The 11,354-nt window shown below is 57.3% G+C and carries 9 protein-coding genes and 3 pseudogenes; 3 read left to right on the top strand and 9 right to left on the bottom strand.

Annotated elements, in window-relative coordinates; translation table 11 throughout:
* Window positions 1–564: 564 nt before the first annotated feature.
* From uvrA to PG881_RS23210, 9 genes and pseudogenes are all read right to left on the bottom strand, one after another.
* Window positions 565–2,160, bottom strand: a pseudogene (gene uvrA, locus PG881_RS23170) (excinuclease ABC subunit UvrA); the annotation flags it as partial.
* 83 nt (window positions 2,161–2,243) lie between these two features.
* Window positions 2,244–2,552, bottom strand: coding sequence for a curli-like amyloid fiber formation chaperone CsgH (csgH, locus tag PG881_RS23175; protein ID WP_129146543.1), 309 nt, complete (start codon window positions 2,550–2,552; stop codon window positions 2,244–2,246).
* A 179-nt stretch (window positions 2,553–2,731) separates the two neighbouring features.
* Window positions 2,732–4,306: a curlin gene (locus PG881_RS23180; RefSeq protein ID WP_024941331.1), complete on the bottom strand. Its 1,575-nt coding sequence runs from the start codon at window positions 4,304–4,306 to the stop codon at window positions 2,732–2,734.
* Window positions 4,307–4,340: 34 nt separating this feature from the next.
* A complete protein-coding gene (locus PG881_RS23185; RefSeq protein WP_005895593.1) occupies window positions 4,341–4,862 on the bottom strand; it encodes a hypothetical protein in 522 nt (173 codons plus the stop codon).
* 265 nt (window positions 4,863–5,127) lie between these two features.
* Window positions 5,128–5,871, bottom strand: coding sequence for a CsgG/HfaB family protein (locus PG881_RS23190; protein ID WP_024941330.1), 744 nt, complete (start codon window positions 5,869–5,871; stop codon window positions 5,128–5,130).
* 118 nt (window positions 5,872–5,989) lie between these two features.
* Complete coding sequence (locus tag PG881_RS23195; RefSeq protein WP_024941329.1) at window positions 5,990–6,388, bottom strand: curli assembly protein CsgF; 399 nt, start codon at window positions 6,386–6,388, stop codon at window positions 5,990–5,992.
* A gap of 11 nt (window positions 6,389–6,399) precedes the next feature.
* The gene (locus tag PG881_RS23200) at window positions 6,400–6,837 is read right to left on the bottom strand and encodes a curli production assembly/transport protein CsgE (RefSeq protein ID WP_024941328.1); all 438 of its coding nucleotides are present in this window, start codon (window positions 6,835–6,837) and stop codon (window positions 6,400–6,402) included.
* Window positions 6,837–7,481, bottom strand: coding sequence for a LuxR C-terminal-related transcriptional regulator (locus PG881_RS23205; protein WP_024941327.1), 645 nt, complete (start codon window positions 7,479–7,481; stop codon window positions 6,837–6,839). The genes PG881_RS23200 and PG881_RS23205 overlap by 1 nt, the downstream gene beginning before the upstream one ends.
* A gap of 258 nt (window positions 7,482–7,739) precedes the next feature.
* Window positions 7,740–8,163 (bottom strand): annotated as a pseudogene (locus tag PG881_RS23210) (ISAs1 family transposase); the annotation flags it as partial.
* Here PG881_RS23210 and PG881_RS23215 point away from each other — a divergent pair.
* The 3 genes and pseudogenes from PG881_RS23215 to PG881_RS23225 form a co-directional block, all read left to right on the top strand.
* Window positions 8,163–8,965: pseudogene (locus tag PG881_RS23215) on the top strand (IS3 family transposase); the annotation flags it as partial. The pseudogenes PG881_RS23210 and PG881_RS23215 overlap by 1 nt on opposite strands.
* A 52-nt stretch (window positions 8,966–9,017) precedes the next feature.
* The gene (locus PG881_RS23220) at window positions 9,018–9,980 is read left to right on the top strand and encodes an IS5 family transposase (RefSeq protein ID WP_024941324.1); all 963 of its coding nucleotides are present in this window, start codon (window positions 9,018–9,020) and stop codon (window positions 9,978–9,980) included.
* A gap of 90 nt (window positions 9,981–10,070) precedes the next feature.
* Window positions 10,071–11,018: an IS30-like element ISAs2 family transposase gene (locus PG881_RS23225; RefSeq protein ID WP_270803189.1), complete on the top strand. Its 948-nt coding sequence runs from the start codon at window positions 10,071–10,073 to the stop codon at window positions 11,016–11,018.
* Window positions 11,019–11,354 lie beyond the last annotated feature (336 nt).

Genomic DNA, 11,354 nt, shown 5'->3' on the forward strand with positions numbered 1-11,354 from the left:
ATGATCTCGCACCTCGATAACTGTACGTAAGATCAGTATAGTTCGTGGTAACTGACTGCTAATCATGGGTAATCAGGTAAAATTTACCCATAAGCTGACATAAAGTGGCATCGACCTCTGCGCCTTCCCCTACGATGTTGTAATTTTACCACACCACCAACCTATTCAGCTTTCACACCAAGCATTCAGCTGCTTGGCGACTTCATACAGGCTGCTTGGGCATTGCAGAATGGGATTCTCAGCGATGAATTGCAGGAATTTGCCACGCAATGGCAATGGGTTTATAACCATGAGCGGCCTAATATGGCGCTGGGTGGCTACACGCCAAAGCAGCACCTGGCGCGGGCCGCCTGACCTCTACTTTTGAATGCCCCTGAATATGGGGGATTACCGGCAATTTTAGAAAAGGGCCGAGTCAAAAATCGACCTAGCAATCAAAGAGGAAGGTGCTACCCACTTATTCGCACCTTCCCTAGGAAAGTCAACATGATGGGACGACTGTTTCGCTCTTGAACTTTCTAACATTTGAAATCAGAGGGGGAGCCCGCATGCTGACCATCCCCTGAGGGTCTTGAGCAAGCGCTCGTTGTCCCGCTGGTGCAGGCCGATGGAGGGCTCATCCAGCACATACATGACCCCCACCAGACCGGCACCTATCTGGCTCGCCAAGCGGATGCGCTGGGCTTCGCCGCCGGAGAGGGTCTCGGCGCTGCGGGACAGGCTCAGATAGTTGAGGCCCACGTTGACCAGAAAACCGAGCCGCTCGACGATCTCTTTGAGGATCTTGTCCGCTATCTGGGCACGCTGGCCGGTGAGCGCCAGCCCCTCGAAGAAGGCCAGCGCATCGCCGATGGATTGTTCGGCGATGGCGGAGAGGTTGCGGTTATCGACGAATACGTGACGCGCCTCCTCCCGCAAACGGCTGCCGCCGCAACTGGTGCAGGACTTGTTGGCGATGTATTTGGAGAGCTCTTCGCGTACCGAGTTGGATTCGGTTTCCCGGTAGCGGCGCTCCATGTTGTGCAAGATCCCCTCGAAGGGGTGCTTGCGCACCACCACATCACCACGGTCGTTCATGTAGCGGAACTCGATCTCGGTTTTGCCCGAGCCCCGCAGCAATACTTCCTGCACCTTGGCGGGCAGATCCCCCCAAGGGAGCTCCAGATCGAACTGATAGTGCTCGGCGAGGGATTTCAGCATCTGGAAGTAATAGAAGCTGCGCTTGTCCCAGCCACGGATGGCGCCCCCTGCCAGGCTCTGGCTCGGATCGTGGATCAGCTTGGCGGGATCGAAGTACTGCTGCACACCCAGGCCGTCGCAGGTGGGGCAGGCACCGGCTGGGTTGTTGAAGGAGAAGATCCGCGGTTCGAGCTCCGACATGGAGTAACCGCACTCGGGGCAGGCGAAATTCGCCGAGAAGGTCATGGGTTCAACCCCCTCCTCCCCGTCCATGGGCACCACCAGCACGATGCCGCCGGAGAGGGTCAAGGCCGTCTCGAAGGACTCGGCGAGGCGCAGGGCCAGATCCTCGCGCACCTTGAAACGGTCGACCACCACTTCGATGGTGTGCTTCTTGTGCAGCTCCAGGCTGGGGGGATCCGAGAGGTCACACACCTCGCCATCGATGCGGGCACGGATATAACCCTGAGCCGCCAGGTTCTCCAGCAGCTTGCTGTGCTCCCCCTTGCGATCGCGCACCACGGGCGCCAGCAGCATCAGCTTGCTGCCTTCTGGCTGAGCCAACACCTGATCCACCATCTGGCTGATGGTCTGGGCGGCGAGCGGTATGGCATGGGTGGGGCAGCGAGGCTCACCCACCCGGGCAAACAGCAGGCGCAGATAGTCATAAATTTCGGTGATGGTGCCGACGGTCGAACGCGGGTTATGAGACGTAGACTTCTGTTCGATGGAGATGGCCGGCGACAAGCCCTCGATATGATCCACATCCGGCTTCTCCATCAGGGAGAGGAACTGGCGGGCATAGGCGGAGAGGGACTCCACATAACGGCGCTGGCCTTCGGCATAGAGGGTATCGAACGCCAAAGAAGACTTGCCGGAGCCAGAGAGGCCGGTGACCACGATCAGCTTGTCGCGGGGAAGAGTCAGATTGATGTTCTTGAGGTTGTGGGTGCGGGCACCCCGGATCACGATTTTTTCCATCTTGTTGCGCGCTCGATACGGTAACCAGAGCGGGCCAGTATGGCATAGAGACTACTGGATGAATAGACAGTCCAGACGGGAAATCATGGAGATGAGGGGCACTCGAATGTCTGGTCGATCTCGCTCAGCAACAAGGCCCCCTGCCACAGCTGCAACCGTATTCTTGCCTGATAGGGACAAGCCAGTCCCAGACTCAGTCGTCCCACGCCATGGGGCCGGTTGGCGACCAGTTCGGCCCCCCCGCTCTGGCGCTGATGACTGCGCCCCCCCGCCCCCTGGCTCCAGAGATCCAGGGCAAAGGTAACGGCCCCCGACTGGTCGCTTTGCAGGGTAGGGGCCAGGGAGAGGCCGGTCGGCCCCTGTTGGACATTGAGGCTTATCTTGGGGATCACCTTGGCCTCCTTGGCCGGTTCTGACTCGCCCGCCCATCCCGAGGGAGACAAGCTGAGCCATAGGAGCAGCATCACTAGCCGCCGGTGCAGGGGAGTGGTCTGATGGCATGGACCAGCCAGCCAGTCCCGGGTTCGCACCAATAAAAAAGGGGCCCGCAGGCCCCCGAATGTGCAAATCATCAGTTGCCGCCCTGATAAACATAGGCGTGGTTGTTGCTGCCATAGACATCGACCTGAGCCGTGTTGAAGCTCGCAGTCTGTACCACATCGACCAGGTTGCCACCGCCATTCATACCGGCGTTGACATAGACGTCGGCCACATGGTTGTTGCCGGTCTGGCTGACGGTCAGATCGTTGTCGCTACCCAGGTAGGACTCGACAGAGGCGTTGTTCAGGTCGCCGGTCTGGGTCACGGTCACGGTAGAGCCGGAGTGGGACGCATCGGCATAGGCCCAGTTGTCGTTGCCGGTCTGGGCCACGGTCAGCTCGTTGTCTGAACCCCAGGTCCAGGCGCCTTTGCCTTGCACATCACGCGCGGCCGCCACCTGGTTGCGATCCCCTTGCTGGTCGATGGCGATCTGGTTGTTGCTGCCCGCTTCCTGCACCGCGTTGGCGTAGTTGTCATCACCGCTCTGATCTATGGTCACCACGCCAGCGGTGCTGCTCGCCAGCTGCTTGACCACGGCCTGGTTGCCGTCACCCATCTGATCGACACTGGCCTGGTTGCCCGACCCTCTCTGCTCGGTATCGGCCAGGTTACCGTCACCCACCTGGGTGATGGAGCTCTGCTCACCGACACCGCCCTGATAGGCAGTGGCCAAGTTGTCATCGCCCAGCTGATCGATGGTCAATGCATCGTCACGGCCAGTCTGGCTGGTTTCGATCTCATTACGGTTGCCAACCTGGGTCAGGGTGGCGCTCTCGTTGGTACCAGCCTGATTGGCGGTCAGGGTGTTGCCCTCACCGGCCGCAGAGCCAGACTGCGCCGTCTTCACATAGCCATCGACACCGCTCTGGGTGACATAAGCCTTGTTATCGAGATCGCGCTGGTCGACCAGGGCCTCGTTGCCGCTACCCGATTGAGTCACCTTTGCCAGAGTCCCCTCCGGATAGGCGTAACCATAATTATTGGTGGCCTGAGTGACGGTGGCTTTGTTCAACTGACCGGATTGGGCCACCTGAGCTTCGGCACCATCGGCAATCTGCTGGGAAACGCTGGCTTCGTGACTGTTGCCAAGCTGGCTGACGTTGGCGATGGCTTTATCGGACCAATAGTTGTTGATGCTGGCATCGTTGTTGTTGCCAACCTGACTCACGGTGGAGCTGGCACCATCACCGTTATCCTGCATCACGTCGGCACTGTTGTGGTTGCCGACCTGGGCCACGGAGGCGTGGGAGCCTTCGTTGAACACCTGCTGGGTCACGGTCGCGACGTTGAAGTTGCCTGTGCTTGCCACCTGGGCGACGGATCCTGCGGTGCTGGACTCCTGGGTCACCAGGGCATCGTTGCCTGCCCCGACCTGAGCCACACTGGCTTCGGACTGGCTGGTGTTTTTCTGGATGGTCTTCGCTTCGTTGTCGGCACCAATCTGGCTGATACTCGCCTGATTGTGGTTGCTGCTATCGATCTGCTCGACGGTGGCCAAGTTGTTGTTGCCGGTCTGGGCGACGGTCGCCTGGTTGTTGGCGGAAGCCGCCCAGACGCTGGAAGTAGCCAGTAATACGGCAGAGGCGATGATGGTACGTTTGAACATGATTTCCCTCTCGTGCTTTGGTGTGAGCCTGGGCTCAGTTGGTTTGAACTACTCTCACTTGCTGGTTGGCGCCCGTCTGAATGACGGTGGCCGATAGGCCGGAGCCGTTTTGCTCTATGCTGGCCAAGTTGCCATCACCGAGCTGAACGGCCCGTGCCCTGTTGTCATATCCGCTCTGGCTGATCCAGGCCTGGTTGTCCATCCCCTGTTGCCACAGCCAGATCTGGTTGCCGATACCGGCCTGGTAGAGCTCGGCGCTGTTGCCAACTCCGAGCTGGACCGCATCTACCCAGTTGTTGTCGCCGACTTGATCCAGTCGCAGTTGCTGCTGCTGGCCCTGTTGCATCAGGCGGATCTGGTTGTCATTGCCTGACTGGCTGAGCTGCAATTCGTTATCCGAGCCAAGCTGCCAGAGGTGGGCCTGGTTGCCCTCCCCCCGCTGAACCAGCTCAAGCTCGTTGCCCTGACCCAGTTCACTCAGGGAAGCCAGGTCCTGCGCCAATGCGGGCAGGCCTAGCAGACTCATGATCAGCAGGACGGGATTCAGGTATTTCATCTGTGATTACCTTTTTGAAGTGCGGGTCCAGTATCCCCAGCCCCCCGGGCCAGGGCCATCAGGCACACAGCTGATTCGAGGCTGATTCGGATCCAGGGTTTGTCTGGTAGAAAAGGCTGAGGTCAAGCTGAGCCATGCCTCTTTTTTGCAGGTGTCGCGCCAAGGGATGGAGGGGGGATAGACCATGAAAACAGGCCCATGATGGGCCTGTGGAGAGGAGCTGAAAGGGGCAAGCGATAGATAGAAACTAGCGACGCTGCCTCGACTAGAGGATGGGGGCGCTGTCTTGCAGATAACCCTGCAGTATGGGGTTTTCCATGTCCCGCGCATCGGCCAGCTGCCAGAGGTTGTCTCGCACCCCGTTGGCAATGAGCCGGATCACCGCCGATTCGATGGCAGACATGACGCACATCTGTACCGGTTCGTTGGTGCTAAAGCCCGCCTCGGCCTCCAGCAAGCGCTTGTACTCGACGAAACGGAACACTCCGGCCTGCACCTGCTGGGACAAGATGGTCTTGGAGGTGGTGACGCTGTTGAGAATCCGGCCGGAGCGGATATCGACGGCCCTCAGATTGACGGTCACCTGATCGACCCGGTATTCGCCACTCGCCCCTATGCCGAAGTACTTGGCCCCGGCACCGCCGGTACGCACATTGCTGTCATAGGCCACTATGCCCCCTTCGATCAGGATATTGGCCGCCACCAGAGAGGGTAATTGATGCTGATTATTGCCGGGCACATTGGGTTTGTTTTGCGTGGCCCGCACTATCTTGCGCTCGGTCAGCAGGTTCTGCAGCCCTTCCCGCTCCAGAGGCACGAACCACTGGGAGTCCCATAGCGCCGTGCTCAGCATGGCGACCCCACCCTGGGTCACTGCGGTGGAGAAGTTGGAGGCTGGGGCTGGCAGATACTGACCGGTCTGATCGCGAAAATCATAGACGGCGGCCACTATCTTGCCCTTGGGTTTGGGCAGGCTGATCAACTCTTTGTAGGAGATGGATCTCGGCATCAGGGTCGCCTTCTCATCCGCCTCGGGAGAGCCTATATGGGTAGCACACCCCCCCAGAGCAAACAGAATGGCGAGCAAAGGCAGGGCGGTAAATAACGGTGTCCTTGTCATAACGTCCTCAGTCGGCGATCAGGCCATTCACTTCTATCATGGTGGTTTCATTCGTCGATCTGTCGGTAATGGAAACGGCAAGAGTGCCATCCTCATCCACCACATTGATCGCAAACTCGTCGGTGACCAGGCTACCGCTTTGACTGCCATCCTTGCCGATGTCGGCCAGCAGTTGGCTCACCAGCCGCGATTGCAGACTGGAGGTGAGTCTGTCCAGAGCCGAGGTGCCGCTGCTGCTGCCAGTGGAGGGATCCTTGTAGTCGTTCTGGGCGTTAGCCGTGCCCAGCAGATGACTGCTGTTGAGCGGGTTACCGCCAAAGCTGGGGTTAGTAGGCCGATAGATAAGCTCGGAGGCAGAAGCGGTCATGCTGACCGTCAGTGCCAGAAGCAGGAGGCGTGAGCACATATGCTATATCCTTATAGTTCATCGTGTTCCAGATCGAAGGTATCCATGAACAGGATGGCGACCTTCTGCTGTTGTAAAATTTCGTTCACTTGGACCCAGGCCTGCTGCGCTGCAGCTTCTCCCTGACTGCGCACCGGGGAGAGGGCCGTCCTAAACAGCACCTTGCGATTGTGGGTGATCCAGATCAGGCTGCCCCAGCGCGCAGTCGGCCGCTCATGTATGGTGATGTTCTCCCGCGCATTCGGATCCTCGTCCTCTCGCAATCGGCTGAAGTGATGATAAAAAACCTGACCGAAACGGGTGAAGGTACGGTCTATCACCAGACCCCCAATCTCTATCCTGTCGCTCTCCTGCTCGGGTTGCAGCGATTCCAGAGGCGTGTTGGCATCCCCTTCATTGGCAGCTAGGGCACCAGAGATCAACCAGAGACAGAGCAGCCAAGTTCGCATCAGTAGGAGCTCGTCATATCGAGGTAATCTTTAGCCCAGCTCACGGCTTGCAACCGATTCTTGACGTTCAACTTCTTGAAGACGTTATAAAGGTGGGACTTGATGGTGTGCTCGCTGACAAACAGGGTGTCAGCTATCTCGGTATTGGAGGCTCCCGTCATCAAATAGCGAATGATCTCGCGCTCTCGGACCGTCAGCAGATTCTGGCTGCGTTGGGCTGGCTCCATGCCCTGTCGGTAATAATGGACCAGCTCGCACATCAGATGACGCGGGATCCAAAACTCCCCCAGCATCACCTTCTTGATACCGGCTACCAAGTGATCCAAGGGATCCTGACGAAAGAAGAGACCGCTGGTATTGGGCCACAGCAGCAGCAGATCGCGATTCGTGCTGGTCGGCGCATTGAGTAATATCGTGCTGGCCGATTCGAAGGCGGCTATATCCCGGCTCCAGCCAAACTGCTGGCTCGACTTGAGATAGTCCAGATCGATCAGGAACAGGTTGCAATTCTCGATAGCCAATAGTTGATCGGGATGGCTAATCAGGCGTATTGGTTCACCGAGTTGGGCCATCAGGTAGGTGGTGAAGGTCGTCGCCTGAACATTGCCTTCGGTCACGAGTACCAATGGAATCTCTGTCGTCATGGAGCTCTTCCTTGAACTGTGTGCCTATCGGCTTGAATAGTTTTTATTCGCCAATAATGGTCGCAAGAGAGTATCAAACACCGGTTTTTATACAGCATTAAAAAAGCATTAGACGTCATTAAAACTCGATGGAAAATTTTTTTTGTAGAAAATACAATGATCTATGATCCACCCCATTTAGGGGGGGGCAGCAATGAGACATCGATATGCCAACTGTCATTATACCTTTAGCCCCAGGGTGAGAGCGTGAACATTTTGTTAAAATTCACCCAATTTTTTCAGGCCCGCATTGAGTACCGTTTCCAGATATTCGCTGCTCATTCCTGCTATTTTTTGCTTCCGTCTTACGCTCGCCTTACGTGAAGTCTCGGCCCTGAGCATGTTCAGCCCCATGTGCCGGATGCACGCTAAAATCTCTGCCGCATCACCCCGATAGATTGGGCAATCATCCTCGCCCATCGTGACATCCAGTACCAAGTACCCAGTACAGGCTATTTTCGATGGCCCAGTGCCCACGCACCGCCCGAGAAAACTCATCCCGCTCCAGCGTTTTTGAACAGATGAAGTAGTGATGTTCAAGGGTGGCTTTTTTCATGTTTTCAATGCGATAAGAGATGGCCACGCCAATGCTGTGCAACTGTTCCCAATGAGGAAACTGGGCGGCCAACTCGCCCGCCGCCACCCATCCCCGAGCTATGCCGCGAGCATGGCATCAGCAGCGCCACCTTCTACAAGTGGCGCGCCAAGTTCGGCGGCATGGACGCCTCCCTCATGGCTCGTCTCAAGGACCTCCAGGAGGAAAATCGCCGCCTCAAGAAGATGTATGCCGAGGAGCGCCTCAAAGCCGACATCCTCCAGGAGGCCATGGCAATAAAGTGGTGACGCCATCTACCCGCCGGGAGATGGCCACCCAGGCGGTCGCTCACTGCGCCCTCTCCATCCGGCTCGCCTGTCGGGTGTTCGGGGTCAGCGAAGGCTGCTATCGCTACCAACCGGTACTGGCCGAAGAGAACCAGCTCATCGCCGACTGGCTGCTGCGCATCACAGCCAGCCAGCGCAACTGGGGCTTCGGGCTCTGCTTCCTCTATTTGCGCAACGTCAAAGGGTTTGGCTGGAACCACAAGCGGGTGTACCGGATTTATCGGAAACTGGAGCTCAACCTGCGGATAAAACCCAGGAAACGGCTGGTGCGTGCAAAACCGGCGGCGTTGGCGGTTCCTGCAAAACCCAATACCTGCTGGTCGATGGACTTCATGCATGACCAGCTGTCCGATGGACGCTCGGTGCGGTTGTTCAATGTGATAGATGATTTCAACCGGGAAGCGTTATGTATCGAAGTCGATTTTTCGCTTCCCGCCTCGCGGGTCAAACGGGCGTTGGAGCAGGTGATAGCGTGGCGTGGCAAACCGGCGGCCATCCGCTGTGATAACGGTCCGGAATACATCAGCGAGGAGCTCAAACGCTGGGGAAGGTGCGAACAAGTCCTTGATGTGAGATCATCGCCACATCATTTTGGCATCAGGGACGAAGCTCAACGTGACTCATCAATTGACATTTGCCGACAGCGAGTTCCACAGCAAACGCCGTCAAACTCGAAAAGAAGCGTTCTTTGCCCGTATGGAGGCGTTGCTGCCCTGGTCAAGAATGCTGGCCGTGATTGAGCCCGTTTATCCCAAGTCCGGCAATGGTCGTCGCCCCTATCCGCTGGAGACCATGTTGCGTATCCACTGCATCCAGCAGTGGTACAACCTCAGTGACGGAGCGATGGAGGACGCGCTCTACGAGATTGCCTCCATGCGCCTCTTTGCCAAGCTTTCCCTCGACCAAGCTATCCCTGACCGTACCACCATCATGAACTTCCGCCATCGGCTGGAGCAGCACCAACTGGCTCGCCAGCTCTTCGAGTCCATCAATCAGTGGCTCTCTGACGCCGGCATCATGATGACTCAGGGGACCTTGGTTGATGCCACTATCATCGAGGCCCCCAGTTCGACCAAAAACAAGCGCCAGCAGCGCGACCCCGAGATGCACCAAACCAAGAAGGGCAACCAGTGGCACTTTGGCATGAAGGCCCATATCGGCGTCGATGCCAAAAGCGGCCTGACCCATAGCCTGGCAACCACCGCGGCCAATGAGCACGACCTCAATCAAGCCGGCAATCTGCTGCACGGGAAGGAGGAATTTGTGTTTGGTGATGCCGGTTACCAAGGGGCACCCAAGCGTGAGGAGTTGGCTGGGGTAAAGGTCGAATGGGCCATTACCGAACGCCCAGGCAAGGTCAAAGCGCTCAAACAACGTCCGCGCAAGAACAAGGCCGTTATCCAGTTTGAAAGACTCAAGGCCAGCATCCGAGCCAAGGTTGAACACCCATTCCGGCTCATCAAGCGTCAGTTTGGCTTCGTCAAAGCGCGGTACAAGGGGCTGATGAAGAACGACAATCAATTGGCGATGCTGTTTACGCTGGCGAACCTGTTCCGAGTGGATCGGGAATTCAGATAATAAGTGCGACACTCATGGATGAATGGCGAGAGGTGGCCAACTGCTGATTGGTGGTACCCTTCTGCTCGCCAAAGTATAAGCAGTATCACCATGAGCTATCAGCAGTTGACCGAGGGGCAACGATACCAGTTATCGGTGCTTCGCGCACAGGGGATGTCCATCCTTGCCACCGCACGCGCCATTGGCGTTCATCGCTCCACCCTCTACCGGGAGCTGCGTCGTAACGCCGGGCCGCAGGGCTACCAGCCAGACAATGCGCATCAGCACGCCACCCACCGACGGGCCAGTGCGGCCAAATCTCGGCTATCTGCCGATGTCATCCAGTTTGTCGAGCTGACACTCGCCTGGTGGTGGAGCCCGGAGCAGATAAGCACGGTGGGCAAGCAGATAGGCCTCATGGTGAGTCACGAGTGGATATACCGCCATGTGGCCGCCGACAAAGCCCGGGGTGGCCAGTTGTACCGCCATCTGCGCCAGGGCCACAAGCGCTACCGCAAGGGGGCGAGCAGCCTGCGTTCTCCCATCAAGGAAGCCCGCTCTATTGATGAACGGCCGGCTATCGTCGATAGCCGGGAGCGGCTCGGTGATTGGGAGGCGGACACGGTGCTGGGCAAGCAAGGCACAGGTGCACTGGTCACCCTGGTGGAGCGCAAGAGCCGGCTCTATCTGGTCAAGCGGGTCGCGAGCAAACAGGCTGGGGTGGTGCGGGATGCGATAATCGAGATGTTAACGCCCTACATCGAGCAGGTGCATACTATCACCTTTGACAACGGCGGCGAGTTTGCCGAACACAAGGCGATAGAGGAAGCGCTGGGTGCCGAGACTTACTTTGCGCCCCCTTACTCTTCGTGGGAGCGCGGTCTGAACGAGAACAGCAATGGGCTGTTGAGGCAGTTTATCCCAAAGGGAACAGACCTGAGAGAGGTCACGGACGAGGATGTCAGGAGAGCGGAGCAGTGGCTCAACCTACGACCTCGGAAATGTCTCGGATTCAGGCAGCCTGTCAAGGTATTCGAAGAGTACCGTCAGGCGGCATAGGCGAGTGTCGCACTTCGAAGTTGAATTCGCGGATCAATTGATAAGGGCACAGGAAAGATCTACCTAAAATCGGGGAATACCCCCAGAAAGGGGGTGAAAATGGTTATAAAGCCTGATTTTTGAAGAAAATGGGGCAATTTTAGAAAAGGGCCGAGTCAAAAATCGACCTAGCAATCAAAGAGGAAGGTGCTACCCACTTATTCGCACCTTCCCTTGTGTGACTACCAACATCTCGGTGTTTTGCTATCTGATTAAACCCTTCCTGATTACCCATGATTAGCAGTCAGTTACCACGAACTATACTGATCTTACGTACAGTTATCGAGGTGCGAGATC

Origin of the sequence: Aeromonas sp. QDB54 (assembly GCF_027707385.1) — a bacterium.
Lineage (GTDB): Bacteria > Pseudomonadota > Gammaproteobacteria > Enterobacterales > Aeromonadaceae > Aeromonas > Aeromonas hydrophila.